The organism is Streptomyces sp. ML-6 (genome assembly GCF_030116705.1).
Classification (GTDB): Bacteria; Actinomycetota; Actinomycetes; order Streptomycetales; family Streptomycetaceae; genus Streptomyces.
This window is the reverse complement of sequence record NZ_JAOTIK010000001.1, coordinates 52,261-68,583: the sequence shown is the minus strand read 5'-3', so window position 1 is coordinate 68,583 and position 16,323 is coordinate 52,261. Positions and strand designations below refer to the sequence as shown.

Genomic DNA, 16,323 nt, shown 5'->3' with positions numbered 1-16,323 from the left:
AGGAGCGCATGAGGTCTGCGACGTCGAATCAGGCGCGGTGGACGAGGTCGAACGGAGCGGACAGTTCGACGACCGGGACTTCCCAGGGATGGGCATCCAGGATGCGGCCGAGGACGCGCGACACCTCGTCGTCCGGCGTACGAGCGTCGATGTGGACGGTGACGGTGAGCGTGGGGGAGAGGGAACTGTTGCCGACGGAGCCGAAGGCCGGGCGGGCGCCCGGCTCCGTGGTGAAGCCCTCCACGCCGATACCCACCTCGAAGACGTTGCTGTAGACACCGAAGTCGCCCGCGCACGGTGAAGAACGCAGGACCTGCAGCAGCGAGCCGAATGCCGCGTCGTCGCGCAGCGTCTCGGTGTGGCCCGCTCCCAGGGCGGCGACTGTCTCACCGGTGACCGGCCAGTACACCCGGACCGACCGGACTGAGCGGAGCTTGATGTCCCCGAGGGGTGGTCGTTCGGACACGCCATTGAGTGCCGATGCCGTCGTGGCGGGGGTCATGTGTGTGAGTTCCCTTCTCCGATTGACCGTGATGCTATGCGTGCATTAAGTGCACGACAAGATGTGAATGCTGCACAGTTTGAAAAAAGTTCGCCGGTGATCACCGAGGTGATCGCTGGGGTTTCCGCGCCGGGTAGAGTGCCGCGCATGGAATCGAGTGTGGGCCGGGGCTTCGACGTACTGTCCGCACTTGCCGGTCGCACGGTTGCCAACCACCGCGGCGTCTCGATCAGCGACCTGGCCCGCGACATGGGACGTGACCGCAGTCAGGTGTCCCGGACCCTCAACGCCATGTCCGAGGAGGAATTCCTCCTGCGCGACGCCGCGTCACGCACCCTCGCACTGCACTGGCGGCTGTATGCGGACGCACAGGAGCTCACAGCCCACCGGCTGCGCACGGACGGGCAGACGGCGTTGGAAGGGCTGGCCGCCGACACGGGCGAGAGCTGCTACCTCGGCATACTCGTCGGCGACGCCACCGTCACCATTGCGGAACGGGTGCCGCCGGGCAGTAACCAGATCGGCTCCTGGATCGGGCGGCCCTACCCGGCGTACTGCAGCGACTGCGGCCAGGCCCTGTTGTGCGACGCCGAAGACGATGAGGTCGCCTCGGTCCTCGCCCGCACCGATTTCGTACGCCACGGACCCAACACCCCCACCAGCGTCGACGACTTTCTCCAGCGCCTCGCGGGGACCCGCGAGCGCGGCTACTCCGTCATCGACGAGGAGGCCGAACCCGGCCTGTACTCGATCGCCGCACCGGTACGCGACTTCCGCGGTGAGGTGATCGCCGCGATCCAGGTCGTGGGACCGCGTGTCCGCCTGGCCCCCCGAACCGATGACCACGCGGCGGCGGCCCTCTCCTGGAGCCGTTGGCTCCAGGACGCACTGCGCGGCCGCAGCACCCGCTGACTCGGCTGCAAGCAGCCACAAAGGCCTTCAGGCCTCCGACACGTGGCGCCTTTGCGTGAACCACAACGCCTCGGAGGTCTGGCACACCTGTCCCGCCTGCACCGATCCTGACTACCCACCCCCTGGCTGTGGACTTTCTGGGCGAGGGTGTCGAAGGGACTGTGGGCGCCTGAGGCCGCAGGAGCCACCGACAGCAGGACCATGGCGTTGGAGGCGCTGGTTGCGGCCCCGTCATGCTCCTCGCGTACGGCTGCGCGCACGCACGGACTTTTCCGTGCGAGGCCGGCTGAGTGACAAATGTCAGTGAAAGCGATGAGGAATCGCAGCAGTTCGTCGGCAGCGCGGTTCATAGCCTTTCGGTAGGCATCCACGTGCCTGGGCACCGCGCGTACGACCTGCGAAGGAGATCGCCATGCCGCGTCCAGCCTCATCCTCACCGAGCAACACTCGCAGGATCACCGGAATCAGCAGGAGACGTATGGTCACCATGGGATCGGCATTCGCAGCGGGACTCGCTCTGACCGCCGCCCCCGGCGCCCCTGCCGTCGCGGCGATGCCCCGCCGAGCGCCGGGTGATGTCCAGCCGCCCGTACGGCTCGTTCTTCCGCGACCGAGCGGTCCCCATGCCCTGGGCACCATGGCGTTGCATCTCAGCGACCGCAGCCGCCGAGACCCCTGGGTCGCTACACGGCCGGTACGGGAGCTGATGGTTCAGCTCTGGTACCCCGCACACGCAGCAGCCGGCCTGCCCAGGGCGCCGTGGATGGCCGGACAGGCCGCCGCGGTCTTCCAGCAGACGGGGTACCTCCTCCCCGAGTACGTCACGCTGCCGGAGACGCACGCACGCATCGGCGCGGCAGCGGACAGGCGTGGGGGCCGACGTCCTGTGATCCTCTACTCCCATGGGCACGGGCAGCACCGCGGTTCCAGCACGGCGCTGGTCGAGGAACTTGTCAGCCACGGCTACGTCGTGGTCACCATCGACCACACTTATGACGCCGGGCAGGTCGAGTTCCCCGGTGGCCGGGTCGAGAAGTACGCGATGCCACCTCTCACGGGGGAGGACGACGACCCGACGATCCTCAAGGCCGTAGACGTGCGGGTGGCCGACACCCGTTTCGTGCTGGAGGAGTTGTCGCGGTTCGTACGAGACCGCCGGGGACCGCTCCCGCACGGACTCGGTGACATCCTCGACCTTGCCGGGGTCGGTATGTTCGGCCACTCCCTGGGCGGTGCGACCGCCGCCTCGGCGATGGCGGCAGGGGTGCCGATCACGGCAGGCACGAACCTCGACGGCAGTCTCTTCGGTCCTGTGGTGGCCAACGGGCTGCGCAAGCCGTTCCTCCTGATGAGCGAGGACGCGGACAACAAGCCGAGCTGGCCGGAGATCTGGCCCCGGCTGCGAGGATGGCGTCGCCATCTCCGGCTGACCGGTACCCGGCACTTCTCGTACACGGACTATGAGACATTCATGCCGCAGGCCGCCTCGCGGCTCGGAGCGACCGACGAGCAGCTGGCCGAGTTCATAGGGCCGCTCGACGGGACGCGCGGTATCGACGTCCAGCGGCACTTCCTGCTCGCCTACTTCGACCTTCACCTGCGCGGCTGTCGCGCCCCGATCCTCGATGGGCCGTCACCCCGGTATCCGGAGGTGCGTTTCATCGGTGGTATCGGATGATCCGAAAGGAAACGCGGTGGTCGCCGCATCTCGCAGCCGGCGAAGTCCACCCGTTTGGTGGCATCGTGCATGTGCCGCCCGTTCTCCAACAGGGGTTGGGAGCCGTGGGCCCCAGCCGGTACGGAGCGTCGGGCGGAGGGCTGGTGCCGCCACATCGACGTCGGGGACCCGGTCGTCAGCGTTGACACCAAGAAGGAGGAAGTGCGACACGATGCTGCACGAGATGAGTGAATGCGCTGGTCAGAGGCCCGACGACTGACGTCGGCAGCGTGTTCCCGGCCAGTGCTCAGGGCCAGTGCCCACCCCGACGTGCGTTGCCGGTAACGGCTCGGTGCGGAGCTCGGGGGAGAAGCCCAAGGGCCTGCGTTCCATCCGCAGGCCACAGGCAAGGGGAAGACCGGACGGGTGAAGGCGACTGAACCCCTGATGATGCTTCGTGATCTTTGGCTCCGCAGGTGGGATGTTCCAGCGGGGTGCAGGACTGGCCGTTGAGAAGCGGCAGGCGCCGGTTGGGGATTCTTTACCAGCCGGGAGAGCATCGCCGTCCCGGAGTAAAGGGGGCCCCGCCCCGGTCGTATCTCGCTCGTGTGGAACGTGGAAACCTCGATGGGTCCGGAGGCTTCGCCTTCGGTAAGCCGACCGCAAGGAAGGCCCAACTCCCCAGCGGGCACAGGATGATCCAAGAAGCCAAGGCCGGCAGCCGAAAGGCAGCAGGAAACCGGGACTGGTGGTCGGCGCCTCCGCTGGCCGTCCCGCACAACTGGCCGGATACGGGCACTGCCCGGACCCGAAAGGGTGCTGACGTGGATCAGGTGGGCCTGTGAGGACCCGATGAGCATCAACGCTCGAACCGAAGGACAAATCGGACACCATGGCGACACCGGCACCCACGGAGGACTCTGCCGTGGTTCACCGGGCTGCGGTGAGCGGACCGGAGGACGACCCCACCGGCTGGCTGTCGATCGACTGGCAGGCGACGGAGGGGGAAGTACGGCGGCTGAGGCAGACACCCGATCGGTCAGCCCGTGCAGGTCAAGACGCATGACTTCCTGGACCGGCAAGGTCCTGGCAAAGCAATTCCGTACGGGATCTACGACATCTACGGCGCAGAGATCGCGCGCTTCCTCACCGCGAACGAGGTCACGGTCATCGAGGTGGACCGGCCGGACCGCAAGGCGGGGCAACGGCAAGTCCGACCCCATCGACGCCTCCGGGGCCGCGACCGCGGTTCTGTCCGGCCGGGCCGGAGGAACACCCAAGACCCGCAACGGGATCGTGGAGGCGATCCGGGCCCTGCGGGTGGTCCGCGAGAGCACGGTCAAGGCCCGCACCCAGACCATCAACCAGATCCGGACCCTCATCGTCACCGCTCCTGCCACGGTGCGGGACAAGCTGCGAGGGCTCTCCACGCGGGAACTCGTCGACACCCTGGTCCGCTCCCGAGCCTCCCCGCCCGGCACCACTGAGAACCCCGCCCGGTAGACCCTGGCGTACCGGACGATCCCGTCCGCGCCCCGACTTGTCGCAGGGGAGGAGCAGGCCGCGAAGACGGCGCCCCGTCCGCCCGCGCGGATGTCTACACCGCGCCGACCGAGGAAGCAGCACTCGAGCGGTTCTGGCACCTCGGCCACCAAGCCCACGTCGCCCACTTCATGATCCGTAACCTCACCGCGGCCGAGCCCGGCCCGTTGCACCGTCGCCGACCTGCTCCAGGCCGAGCCGGTCGCCGCCGCGCGCACAGTTCAGGACTCCGGCCCAAAGGCGTCTGTCGTGCGCGGCATCGGGCGTCTCGGGACCGGCGACCTGAGGTACGCCTCGCCTCAGCAGCCGACCTGGAGAAGGCAGCACCGCTGATCCGGCGAGCGTTCGAGGCGGTCTGACGCAAGCGAAAGGGCGGCCGGCGCATCGGTTGCTCGATGCGCCGGCCGCCCTTCGGCGTCTGCCCCGGGCTCTCTGCTCTCATGATCGAGACCATGGGCCGGCCGGCCTGCTCGGCCGACGTCTTCAACGCCCGCGGTTCCTCTCGGGTCAGGAACTGTCCCGGAAAGGCGCCTGGGCCGCAGGGGCTTCGATCAGCGACGCGGCCGTGCCGCGAGCATCGCGTCGTGAAGCTCCTCAGGGCCGGGAACGGGCGGCAGCGGCGACGAGGGTCCGTCGGGGCGGCAGGAGTCGAGCAGCAGGGCGACCAGGCGCTGCCAGGCGCCGGGGGCGACGTGTCGGGTGGAGGACAGAACGCCTGTGTTGGCCATCAAGAACAGGATGACGTCGCTGCTGGTGATCTCGGGGCGCAGGCGGTGTTGTTGCTGTGCTCGGCGGATCAGGGCGTCAAGGGCTTCTATCGCGCGGGAACGTGGCTCTTCCATGGCCGGCGAGTCGGGAAAGCAGGCGGTGAAGGCCTCGGTGACGGCGCGGTCGGCGGCCTGCATGGCGCAGATGCGCTCGACGAAGCCCTTGAAGCCCTCCCAGGGGTCGGGGTTGAGCATCGCCTCCTCGGCGAGGCGGGCCAGATCAGTCATGCGGTCGGTCAGCACCGCCTCGATCAGGGCTTCCCGTTCGGGGAAACGCCGGTAGAGCGTGGCGATGTTGACTTCGGCCTGCCGCGCGACGTCCTCCAGCGGCGCGCCCAGTCCGCGCTCGGCGAACACGGTGCGGGCGGCCGCCATGATGCGTTGCCGGTTGGCCTCGGCGTCCCTGCGCAGCCTTCGGCCCTGCTCGGATCCCATGGCCTGGATTCTACAAGTGAAGGTGGTGCTGCGGTTTCTGGTAGCTTGAGCGCAACAAACCGCAGGGTTCCCTTCACTTATGGAATGAGTGTGCCGTGTCCGTCGTCCTGTGGGTCGCCCAGGCCCTCCTCGCCGTACTGTTCACCGCCGCCGGCGGGATGAAGCTGATCATGTCCCCGGAGGCCATGGTCCCCCTCATGCCGTGGGTCGTGGACTTCCGTCCCGAGACGATCAAAGCGATCGGAGCACTGGAGGTACTTGGTGCGGTGGGGCTGATCCTCCCCCGCGCCACGAACATCGCCCCGGTACTCACCCCGGCCGCCGCGGTCGGCCTCGCCGTCATCATGGCCGGCGGTGCGGTCGTGCATGTCACCCGAGGGGAATATCCCCACAGCATCGGCAACCTCACCGTGCTCGTGGTGGCTCTGCTGACCGCCTGGGGAGCACTTCGCTCCCTCTCCTCCCCCTGACCCTCCCCCCCCACATCGCCTCAGGACTCCTCAGCTGGGTGACGCCGAGGGACTGGGCGGGGTTCGCGGCTCATGGCACGCAGCGGGTCGGGACTCTCCGCAGCAGGGTTCTCGCGGCAAGGGCGTTCAGGGGCGGACTCTCCGGTGCGGACACCGTGCTGGTCTCCTTCGAGCGTCGACATCTCGCAGATCAGCCGGTGGCCGTTCTCATAGCAGCACGGGACAGGACGCAATCGTAGGAGCAGGCCGTCGCCGGCGGCTCCGACCAGGGCCTCGGTGTCACCGTCGTTGTGTCGTTCTCGGCACGCGGCCGTGTGTCCCGCCTGCCGGTCCCCCGGTTCGCTGGAGGGCATCGTTTACGCACCTTCTCCCCGGACACCACCGGCGGGCCACGCATTCGCTGACAAGTTCCAGGACTTGGGTCTCACCAGCTGCCTGACGCCGCGCCGGTACCCTTCGGCCCAGCGAATGCCGGGCCGGAAGAGGTGGTTGAGATCGGCCACGACGTGCCCTGGAATGGGCTCGGCCGGCCAAGTTGTCTGCGCGTGGGCGGGGTCAGTTGGGCAGGGCGCCTTCAACGAGTGACACGGTCGCGCGGGGATCGGGAACCTGGATCACGAGGCGGGCGTAGCGTTCGTCGGCCAGTTGGATGACCACCGCCTTCGCCGGGTTGCGGACGTCCCAGAAGACCCGTTCGCCGTCGATGTGGAAGGTGCCGGCGGTGACGACGCCCGGGACATGGGCGCCCGGGGATCGGAGCCCCTTGGGCTCCTTGACGATCCCGGGGTCAGCCGTGGCGCCGCGCACGTGGGCCAGCGGAATGGTCAGGCGGCTCTTGAGCGCCCAGAGTTTGTCCAGCCCCTCGATCTCCACGATCAGGTTGTCGTCGTCGATGCTGATGTGAACCGCCCCGGGTGAAGTGGAGACTCGATTTCATGAAAGGATCGAGTCATGGCACGACCTTCCCGTTACCCGCTTGAGCTGCGCCGACGTGCGGTGCGCATGGTCGCCGAGGTCCGCGGCGACCACCCGACCGAGACCGCGGCCTTGCAGGCGGTGGTCGAGAAGCTGGACATCGGCTCCCGCGAGACGCTGCGGAACTGGGTCAAGCAGCACGAGATCGACGCCGGGCAGCGGCCGGGGACCACGACGGAGGAGTCCGCCCAGCTCAAGGCGTTGAAGAAGGAGAACGCCGAGCTGAAGCGGGCCAACGAGATCCTGAAGGCCGCGGCGTCTTTCTTCGCGGCCGAGCTCGACCGGCCACACACACGCTCGTAGCGTTCATCGACGAGCACAAGGGCCGCTTCGGCGGCGTCGAGCCGATCTGCAGGACGCTCACCGAGCACGACTGCAAGATCGCCCCTTCCACCTACTACGCCCACCACAAACGCCGGAGCACACCGTCGGCCAGGACCGTGCGCGATACCGAACTGAAGGAACGGATCAGCGAGGCCTTCCAGGCCAACTACCGTGTCTACGGGGCGAGGAAGATCTGGCGTGAGCTGAACCGGCAGGGCCACCGCGTGGCCCGCTGCACCGTCGAGCGCCTGATGCGTGAACTTGGCATCGCCGGAGCGGTCCGCGGCAAGCGCGTGATCACCACGCTGCCCGGCGGCCAGTCCGAACGGGCGCCGGATCTGCTGGACCGCGACTTCGTCGCCGCTGCCCCGAACCGCTGCTGGGTCGCGGACTTCACCCACGTCAAAACCTGGTCCGGTGTCGTCCACGTCGCCTTCGTCGTGGATACGTTTTCCCGCCGGATCGTGGGCTGGTCCGCAGCCACCGTGAAGGAAACGATCTTCGTCCTGGACGCCCTGGAGATGGCCGTGTGGCAACGTGACCGAGACCAACATCCGGTGCGGCCGGGCGAGTTGATCCACCACTCGGATGCCGGATCGCAATATACGAGTTTCCGGCTCGCCGAGCATCTGGACACCGCCGGCATCGCCGCCTCGATCGGATCGGTCGGTGACGCCTACGACAATGCCCTGATGGAGAGCACGATCGGCCTGTACAAAACCGAGCTGATCAAGCCCCGGCGGCCCTGGAAATCGCTCGCCCAGGTCGAGCTGGCCACCGCCGAATGGACCGACTGGTACAACCACCGCAGGCTCCACGGTGAGATAGGCCACGTCCCGCCCGTCGAGTACGAAGCCAACTACTACATGGAATCCACGAAACCCCAGGTCACAACCACAATCTGAGATCTCTACCGAACCCGGGGCGGTTCATCGGCCGTATTCGGCGCCGCGTCACCGGCCAAGCTCCAGACTCGCTCGCGGACTTCGGCACGGGCCTGCCGCACGGCGGCCAGGGCCCGGGGGCCGGCCGCGGCAAGCGTGTCGACCAGACGGGAGACGGTGGGATCGGAGGCGACCAGGCCGAACAAGTCGGGCTCGGCCCGCAGCATGGCCACGTCGGACAAACAGTCCCCGCCCAGCGCGACCGCCAGTGCGAGGTCCAGCAGGACCTTGCCGGGATCGTGCACCGCCCGCGGCCTGCGCCACGGCTCCAGCGCCGTCGACAATGCTGTGTCCAGGCCAATCCGGCGGACGGTCTCCACCAGCAGCACCCCACCGGCCTGCGAGACAGCACCAGCCCCACCGCCCCGGACACGGACGCGCGGATAGAGCCCACTACGCTTCTTCACCTGGAGAGTGCTTCTTCCCTGCGGCGACTGGACCCTAGACAAGCCCTATCGTCCCAGGTCAGAGGCACTCTCCGTTTGATTGATCAAGACCCGGACAAGCTCACTCGCGGGGAGCCCGGGTCAGCCCTTCTCCCGCCCTGGCAGGGCCGCGCCATCCAGGAACGCGTGATAGGTCTCAACGGCATCCGGCTCGACTTCCGGGTTGGACGGGCCATAGCGGGTGTCGGAGCGGTCCCGCTTCGGTCCGGAGACCCAGAACTCCTCATTGGTCTGCGTGTCGTAGAAGTTCGCGTCGAACATCCCGCCTGCCCGGCGCAATGTCCTTCCCTGAAAATACGCAGTGCTCCAAGTCTTCGAGAAGTCCACCCACCCGATCCACGAGGGTCCACGGTCGGTGTCATAACCAGACTTCAACTGCACGAACATGAGGCGTCGAGGCATGTACCCAGCGTCCCGCACAGCCCGCACCCGCGACCAGCGCTTTTACAGCGGACAGACGGGCACGCCCGCCCGCGCTTCTTCACCTGGAGAGTGCTTCCTTCCTGGCAGCCGACAGGACTCAGACAAGCCCCATCGTTGCAGGTCAGAGCCGCTACCCATCCGCTCGATCAAGCCCCGGAGAGGCTGGCTCGTGAAAGCCCGAGGCTAATAGGCTTTTCCTGCTGGGCGGCTCCGGTTCTGAGCTCGAGGAGGCAGATCGTTCGTCGCGTGCTGTGGGGCGGCCGCTCCTCATGTGTGCACGCTTCCCCGGAACGCCTGTCTACTTCAAGTCCTTGAGTAGATCGATGAGTGCGTCACCGTGGGTCAGCTGAGGGTGGTGTCCGGCACCCGGTACCGAGACGAGGTTGACATTCGGGAGCGCTGCAAGCTCGTTCGCGGCGCTCCGGTCGAGCGGGTCATCGCTTCCCGTGATGATATGGACGGGGCCATCGAACCGCCTGAGCGCTTCCCATAGCTCGGCGCGCCAGCGCTTCGATCCTGTGCGTACGAGCTGGCTGGCCACGTACGCGGCACGGCCACGTCTGAGGTCGTCAACTGTGGTCGCGAGCGCCGTCGCGCTCGCATCTGACCCAGTAAGTCGACGTGACAGCTGGTGTGCATCCGTGTGTCGCAGGTAACTGCGTACGAACGGCCGCAACCTAGTCCCCGCGTCTGCAAGGGGTTGCAAGAAGAACGGTGCGATCAGCGTAAGGGATGAGACTCGAGCCGGAATCCGGTCTGCCGCGAGCACGGCCGCGGCCGCACCGATGGAATGGCCGATGAGTTCGACAGGTTCCTCGCCCAGTACCGCTGGCAGCCAGCGTTCCCAGTCCCGAATGCCCGATCCGCCACTCAGGCCGAGGCCGGGCAGATCGACCGCTCGCGCGCCAATGCTCGCGGCGACGTCGGCCCAGGTATCGGCGTTGACCGGCAAGCCCGGTAGGATCAACTTGTTGGATCCAGGTGCGCCGAGTTCGAATGTCCGCACGCCTCCTGCATCGATGAACCATCGTTCGTCGCCCTTCGACGCCCCGAACCGGTGTGCGGCCATGTAGTCCGCCCAGCGTTCGAGCGAGATCCGTACATCGGGCATTGGAATGCCATGCCTTGCGGCGAGTTCGATGGCGGGCCCCGTCGGGTATCGATCGGAGGACAGGAAGCCGAGGGTCTCCGGATCCGCTTTGGTGACCCATTGGGGAAGGCGCTTGATGACACCGATCGGGATCCTCAGGCTCGGGACCTTCGCGCCGAGGTGCTGACCAACATGGGTGAACAGGTCCCCGAGCGGCGGGGTCGCATCGTCAAGGATCCAGTACGCTTTGCCCGCAGCATGGGGATCGACCGCTGCCGCGGCCATGAAGTTCGCCATGTAGTCGACTGTCAGGACCGGGACGAACGTGGACTTCCCGGCGGGGAGTGCTGACGCGGTGCCGCGCCACATCTGCTCGATAGTGGTGGCGATCCCAATGTGTTGATCTGACTCACCGGTTGCGCTGTCGCCAATCACGGTGGCCGGATTGATGATGGTCCAGGGGACCCCACGCTCGGCGGCCCGGGCTTGGAAGATGGCATCGGACTCAACCTTTGACGCCTCATAGCCACCCAGCTCCGCATACACCGCCGCGCGGTGCTCGTCCGACCAAGGCACGGCAGCGGGATTCTGGCCACCGACGCGGTAGCCGGAAATGTGCACCAGGCGCTGCAATTGCGGGAGATCCGAAGCGAAATCGATCAGCTTCTCGACGATGCCGACGTTCGCGCTGCGCGCCTCCTCAGCTGGCATTCCGAACCGGAAGGAGCCGGCGCAGTTATGGATCTCAGTCACGTCCGCGAAGGCCGCCGTGCCGCCCACCAGGATCTCAGGCGCGTCGAAGTCGACGATTGCCACGTTGACGGGTTGTGTCAGACCGTGCGTGCGGAGCCACCGCATGACGCGAGCTCCTGATTCGCCAGTTCGCACCACCGCGGTCACGTTCGCGCCTGCTTCGGCCAGGGTCATGACGAGGTGTCGTCCGATGAGTCCGGATGCTCCGAAAATTAGTGCATGTCGTGACGTTCTATGAGTTTTCATCGGGCCTCTTCCGTGTTGTTGATGCGATGTGCGATGAGTTCGGACACAACTTCGGCGGCCGTGTGCAGCGGCTGGGTGCTACGCGTCGCGCGGGAGACAATGACTGCGCCCTCGATCGTCGAGACAATGACGGTCGCTAGGCTGCGGGCGTTCTCGGTAGCGAGCCCGTTCGCTTCGAGGAACCTCGCAGTCGGAGCGATCCATGATTCAAAGGCCGTTGCGCAGGCATGACGCAGCCGCTCGCTCTCCGCACCCATTTCGAGAGTAACGACGGATACCGGGCAGCCGAGCCGGAAGTCGCTCTCGCCCACGATGGTGGCCAAAGTCTCGACGACGGTGCGTGCCGCTGCGGCAGCGCCGCCCGACGAGGCCACAGATTCGGCGATCAGAGCCTCGAACTGCTGAGTGGCGAGTTCGATCGCGGCGACCCCCAAACCCTCCTTCCCGTCAGGAAAGTGGAAGTAGATCGATCCCTTGGGGGCCGTGGCGTGCTCGATCACTGCGTTCAGACCAGTGCCGCTGTAGCCGCTGGTTTGGATGAGTTCGAGCATCGATTCGGCGAGCCGAGCCCGGGTCTTGTCTCCCTTGGATGCCATGACCCAAAGAATAGACCGGTCTATAGATTTTGCGCAAGTGATCCGCCTCAGCTCGAGGCCTGGTCGGGTAGGACCGCCGCGTTGCTGCGGCGGTCCCCCTCAGAGGGCGGTATGCGAGTTTTTGCCTTGTATATGACTCTGCTAGGGGATTGGCGTGCAGATCAGGGCTGTTAACGAGTGCCGGTCACATGGCGAGGACGAACAAATCGACTGGGATTCGGCCTGGCGGACGTGTTGCCGCCGCCCGGTGCCCTGGCATGGGACCGAGCAAAAGGGCCATCTCGGCCCGGGCTCGGCGGCATACTGCGGTCATGAGCGGAGAGGATTCGACACGGCTGGCGAGAGCCCTCATCGAGTTCCGAGAGGCCGAGGGCATCTCGGAGCGTGAACTCGCGCGCCGCACCTGGCTGAGTGAGGCGACCATCAGGACCTTTGAACGCGACCGTGGGGACCTGCCCACCCCGACCGTTGCCCGAAGCTTCGAGGAAGTACTCGGCTGGGCTCCGGGCAGCATCAAGACCGCGCCGTCCGAGGCGATGGGCCGTGAGACATCGGCCGACGCGGCCATGGACCTCGAGTAGGCGTGCTGGTCAGGGCTGAGTTCCGGGCGATTGCGGTCGTGGCCTGGCGAAGAGTCCTGGCTCGGTCTCGGCCAGGATTCCGCGGCCGGCCAGCCGCTTGAGCTTGAGGCGGACGTTGTTGATGTTGTTGGGCGCGACCGCCACGTCCATCGCCTCGCACACCTGCCGCGCACGCAGCGGATGGTCGGCCGCGGTGAACACCGCCATGATCTGCTGGTAGGCCGGATGATCCGGCAGTTTCGGTGCCGGCGGCGCGGGCGGCCCGGGGTCGGGCAGCGCCAGCAGTGTCTTGCGGGTGATCCGGACTTCTTCGGCGGCCCGGCCGAGTTCGTCGAGCCGGGCGGTCAGCTGCGTGATCTGTTCCCGCGTCGTCTCGGCCTGCGCGGTGATCTCCCGTTCCCGCTCCTCCAGCCGTGCCAGTACCGCGCCGAGCGTCAGCTCCCCACCGGTCATGCGGTGCGCCAGGCGGGTACGGTCGCCGCGGTCAGCCGCCGCAGTATCACCGCAGTCATCGCCCAGTACACCCGCGACTCCGAAGTGCGGGGCAGATGCTCGTAGTCGCGCACCAGCCTGCGGTGCAACATCAAGATCCCACAGGCGCGTTCCACGACCCACCGCTTGGCCTGGGGAACGAACCCGGTCTGCGCGGGATTGCGCTCGACAATCTCCACCTCGATGCCCACCTTCTGACCATGCGCGACGACGGCGTTCTTGAAGCCCTGGTCGACCAGGGCCTTCTCCACGGCGTCGGTGTCGGCGGCGACCTTGTCCAGCAGCGCGATCCCGACGGCGTTCTCGTGCGCCGACGCGGCCGCCACGACCACCGCGATCACCAGCCCCAGAACGTCAACAGCCAGGCCGCGCTTGCGGCCCGGTACTTTTTTGCCGCATCACACCCCGTCGACACCGCGGGCACCCCGGCCGCCGCGTGAACGCTCTGGGTGTCGAGCACCACCAGGCCCGGGTCCGCCTTCCGGCGCTGTCGGGGCTTGGTTTATGTCGCCGGTTGGTGGGTCTGCGTAGGGAGGGTTTCTGTGGGCTGGGGTTTCGCGGGTTGACTGGGTGATCTTCTGTTCAGGGGGTGGGGTTCCAAGCCGGGTGTGCGCGGCGGTCACCAGCCAGGTCCAGCGGTCGGCGGCCTCGCAGTCGCGCAGGCGGGGCCGGGTCCAGCCGAGGGTCTGCTTGAGCAGGCGGAAGGTGTGCTCCAGGTCGAAGCGGCGGAGGAACGCCTGCCAGCAGCGGTCAACGTCGGTCGGGGCGGCGTCGGTGCGTGACCACCAGAGCCAGACCGGCCGGTTCACCCCGCCACTGGGCAGCTTGTCGACCGCGAGCCGGATTACCGTGCCCTCGATCACCGGCAGCGGCCCGTTGTGCTCCAGCCATGCCGCCCGCCGGGTCAGCCGCGGGTGCAGCCGGTCCCAGGCCCGGACGTAGCGGCGGGTCGCGGTGGTGGTCACTGCCTGCTCGGTGCCCCAGGTGGCGGGGGCGCCGAAGATGAACTCGCCACCGTGCTTGGGCGGTCGGCCACCGGCCGGGTTCGCCGCAGCGAACTCCGCGCGACTGGGCGCCGGTCGGCGCATCACCCGGTCCGAGCGGAGCCTGCCCAGGACCTGCACCGGCAGGTCGCCGAGAAGGTGCGCGATCCGTGGGGCGTCGTAGCCGGCGTCCATAACCACCAGGACCTCCGGAGCACCCGCCTTCCACGGCCCGGCACCGATCAACCGGACCATCGTGTTGCGGAGGTGGGCGGCGGTGACGGCAGCGACATCGGCGCCGGGTTCCAGCCGCACTACGTCCGGGACCACCGTCCGCGATGTCCGCCCGGGCTCCAGCGCGACCACGAACGAGTACGGCTGGCCCGGGATCATCTGGTGCTTGGCGTCGCCGCGGCCGAAGGTGTGGCAGAACGAGCGGTCCGGGCAGGTATGCGCGGTCGGCCGCAGCCACGGCGAGACGTCCACCGCGAGCACCAGGCGACCGTCGGCGGCTCGCGGCAGCGGCAGGCCGGCCAGCTCGGTCCGCAGCCGGTCGGCGTCCACCCGGCCCCGGCTCAGCGCGGCGTAGAGGGCGCCGTGCCCGCGCCAGTGCTCGGGCGCCAACGCCAGGTCGACCAGTGTCCTGACCGGCCCGTTGCTGCACAACACCGCCTCGGTCAACTCGAACAGCGCGTCGCGCCGCCCAGTCAGGCAGCCGTAGGAGACCCCCGGAAGCGTGACAGTTCCGCGAACGGCTCGCCCTGCACACCCTGCTGCACCACACTCATCACTGCGGCCTTCGCATCAAGTCCTTTACCTCTTGGTCGAGTTCAGGACCATGCGAAGGCCGCACCGCCGTCCCGGGAACACCCGAACGAGTGATCACTGGACCCTTCTGTTCGAGGCCGGACGCTAAACGACAAGCTGACGCGAGAAGCTACCCGACGAGGCTCGGCGCGCACCAGAGGCACTGGGGGTAGTTGAGGCACGGGGCGTGATGCGTGCTGGGGATATCCGGGATTGGTTGAGACCGTGTGAGCGCGGGTTCGCGGGGGCGTAGGCCTGCTGGTCTGGGGTTGTCTCTTGTCCACCGGGGAACGGGTCGGTCCACGGCAGCTCGACCAGGCGCGTGAGTTCCGCGGGGAGCGTCGCGATCACTCGACCCAGAGACTCGTACACCGCCCCCTGGAAACCTCTCCGCAGAGGACGCTCCGGGGAGCAGGCCCCCGGCCTGGGCGTCGGCGAAACCCCGCCGCAGACGGCCGATCGCGGGATTCGCCTCGGCGGCCAACGCTGCGCCCACGGCGGTCAGCGTGACACGCCGGCCCGTGCGCTCGAACAGCGCCCGCCGACCTGTCCTTCCAGCCGTTTGATCATCTGTGGGACACACCACCGGAGATCCGGGGCCGCTCGGCCGTGCGCCCGGAATGGAGTTCCCCGGACAGCCCCGAAGAACACTCGAGTTCCCACAGGGAGAGGTCCGGCAGGAGCGGAGAGGTCATCACCGGCTGCCGAGACGGGCGACGATCAGACGGGCCGCGGCGATCGCTTCCGTCTGCCGGGCCGTGTGATCCTCCGGGCGGCCGGCCGCGACCCAGCGCGAGGCATCGACCAGTGCACCGTTGAGAAGTACGGCCAGGGTCGAGGCGCTTACCTGTGCGGATACGTCCCCGGCGCGTTGCGCGCGGTCGATCGCGTCGGTGATCGACCGGATGCAGGAAGCAGTGGACGACTCGACCGCAGCGGGCAGCACGGCCGGGGCGTCATGGAAGATGATCTGCTGTACGTCCGGCGCCTGGGTGAGTTCGATATAGGCCACACAGCGGGCCGTCAGAGCGCCCAACGGGTCCGGGGCTTCGGCCGCGGCGGCGTCCAGGCTCACACCCAGTTCGGCGTCCACCGCTTCCACCACAGCCGCCAGCAGACCGCTCTTGCCGCCGAAATGGTGATACAGCGCGCCCCTGGTCAACGAAGCCGAGGCCGTCAGGTCGTCCATCGACGTCGCCGCGTAGCCGAATTCGCCGAAGTGGCGCCGGCCTGCCTCGATCAGGGCTTGCCGGGTGGTGTCCAGCATCTCCGCACGGGTCCTGCGCCCCACGGCTCCTCCGTCCCTCGGTGAGGCACAACGTAATTGACATACGCGGCGTATGTCAATTAGCGTCCTTCACATACGCGATGTATGTGA

General features: G+C 67.6%; 14 protein-coding genes and 3 pseudogenes. 6 read left to right on the top strand and 11 right to left on the bottom strand.

The annotated features are described in order from the left end of the window. Positions 1–28: 28 nt before the first annotated feature. A complete protein-coding gene (locus OCT49_RS00320; protein WP_283849862.1) occupies positions 29–466 on the bottom strand; it encodes a YqfO family protein in 438 nt (145 codons plus the stop codon). Between the two features lie 183 nt (positions 467–649). Here OCT49_RS00320 and OCT49_RS00315 point away from each other — a divergent pair, with 183 nt between their 5' ends. The 3 genes from OCT49_RS00315 (at position 650) to OCT49_RS00305 (ending at position 4,574) form a co-directional block, all read left to right on the top strand. After that, positions 650–1,414, top strand: a complete 765-nt coding sequence (locus OCT49_RS00315; protein WP_283849861.1) for an IclR family transcriptional regulator — start codon at positions 650–652, stop codon at positions 1,412–1,414. A gap of 706 nt (positions 1,415–2,120) precedes the next feature. Next, on the top strand, positions 2,121–3,092 hold the full coding sequence (locus OCT49_RS00310) for an alpha/beta hydrolase (RefSeq protein WP_283849860.1): 972 nt from the start codon (positions 2,121–2,123) through the stop codon (positions 3,090–3,092). Between the two features lie 1,275 nt (positions 3,093–4,367). Then, positions 4,368–4,574: a hypothetical protein gene (locus OCT49_RS00305; protein ID WP_283849859.1), complete on the top strand. Its 207-nt coding sequence runs from the start codon at positions 4,368–4,370 to the stop codon at positions 4,572–4,574. A gap of 590 nt (positions 4,575–5,164) precedes the next feature. On the opposite strand, the gene OCT49_RS00300 is transcribed toward OCT49_RS00305, so the two are convergent. After that, the gene (locus OCT49_RS00300) at positions 5,165–5,815 is read right to left on the bottom strand and encodes a TetR/AcrR family transcriptional regulator (RefSeq protein WP_283849858.1); all 651 of its coding nucleotides are present in this window, start codon (positions 5,813–5,815) and stop codon (positions 5,165–5,167) included. A gap of 95 nt (positions 5,816–5,910) precedes the next feature. Between OCT49_RS00300 and OCT49_RS00295 the strand changes: the two genes are divergently transcribed. Further along, the gene (locus OCT49_RS00295) at positions 5,911–6,285 is read left to right on the top strand and encodes a DoxX family protein (RefSeq protein WP_283849857.1); all 375 of its coding nucleotides are present in this window, start codon (positions 5,911–5,913) and stop codon (positions 6,283–6,285) included. Positions 6,286–6,840: 555 nt separating this feature from the next. On the opposite strand, the gene OCT49_RS00290 is transcribed toward OCT49_RS00295, so the two are convergent. Continuing rightward, entirely contained in the window at positions 6,841–7,158 is a 318-nt protein-coding gene (locus OCT49_RS00290; protein ID WP_283849856.1) for a hypothetical protein, read from the bottom strand. 78 nt (positions 7,159–7,236) lie between these two features. Between OCT49_RS00290 and OCT49_RS00285 the strand changes: the two genes are divergently transcribed. Next, positions 7,237–8,489, top strand: a protein-coding gene (locus OCT49_RS00285; RefSeq protein WP_283849835.1) for an IS3 family transposase whose coding sequence is annotated in 2 segments (ribosomal slippage) — positions 7,237–7,519 and positions 7,519–8,489 — 1,254 coding nt in all. Because the reading frame shifts where the segments join, the coding sequence is not laid out codon by codon here. A 35-nt stretch (positions 8,490–8,524) separates the two neighbouring features. Here the strand turns inward: OCT49_RS00285 and OCT49_RS00280 are convergent. The 4 genes and pseudogenes from OCT49_RS00280 to OCT49_RS00265 form a co-directional block, all read right to left on the bottom strand. After that, positions 8,525–8,935, bottom strand: a pseudogene (locus tag OCT49_RS00280) (transposase); the annotation flags it as partial. Between the two features lie 120 nt (positions 8,936–9,055). Next, entirely contained in the window at positions 9,056–9,301 is a 246-nt protein-coding gene (locus OCT49_RS00275) for a hypothetical protein (RefSeq protein ID WP_283849855.1), read from the bottom strand. Positions 9,302–9,695: 394 nt separating this feature from the next. Further along, positions 9,696–11,486 carry an alpha/beta fold hydrolase gene (locus OCT49_RS00270; RefSeq protein WP_283849854.1) on the bottom strand — a complete coding sequence of 597 codons (1,791 nt, stop codon included), beginning with the start codon at positions 11,484–11,486 and terminating at the stop codon, positions 9,696–9,698. Next, entirely contained in the window at positions 11,483–12,082 is a 600-nt protein-coding gene (locus OCT49_RS00265; RefSeq protein ID WP_283849853.1) for a TetR/AcrR family transcriptional regulator, read from the bottom strand. The genes OCT49_RS00270 and OCT49_RS00265 overlap by 4 nt, the downstream gene beginning before the upstream one ends. Positions 12,083–12,393: 311 nt before the next feature. Here OCT49_RS00265 and OCT49_RS00260 point away from each other — a divergent pair, with 311 nt between their 5' ends. Beyond that, entirely contained in the window at positions 12,394–12,663 is a 270-nt protein-coding gene (locus OCT49_RS00260; protein WP_283849852.1) for a helix-turn-helix domain-containing protein, read from the top strand. 9 nt (positions 12,664–12,672) lie between these two features. On the opposite strand, the gene OCT49_RS00255 is transcribed toward OCT49_RS00260, so the two are convergent. The 4 genes and pseudogenes from OCT49_RS00255 to OCT49_RS00240 all read right to left on the bottom strand — a co-directional run bounded on the left by OCT49_RS00255 (position 12,673) and on the right by OCT49_RS00240 (position 16,212). Next, positions 12,673–13,116, bottom strand: a complete 444-nt coding sequence (locus OCT49_RS00255) for a hypothetical protein (RefSeq protein WP_283849851.1) — start codon at positions 13,114–13,116, stop codon at positions 12,673–12,675. Next, a pseudogene (locus OCT49_RS00250) lies at positions 13,113–13,654 on the bottom strand (transposase); the annotation flags it as partial. The pseudogene OCT49_RS00250 and the gene OCT49_RS00255, both read right to left, overlap by 4 nt. Next, positions 13,554–14,926: pseudogene (locus OCT49_RS00245) on the bottom strand (transposase). The pseudogenes OCT49_RS00250 and OCT49_RS00245, both read right to left, overlap by 101 nt. Before the next feature lie 713 nt (positions 14,927–15,639). After that, positions 15,640–16,212: a TetR/AcrR family transcriptional regulator gene (locus tag OCT49_RS00240; RefSeq protein WP_283849850.1), complete on the bottom strand. Its 573-nt coding sequence runs from the start codon at positions 16,210–16,212 to the stop codon at positions 15,640–15,642. Between the last annotated feature and the right edge of the window lie 111 nt (positions 16,213–16,323).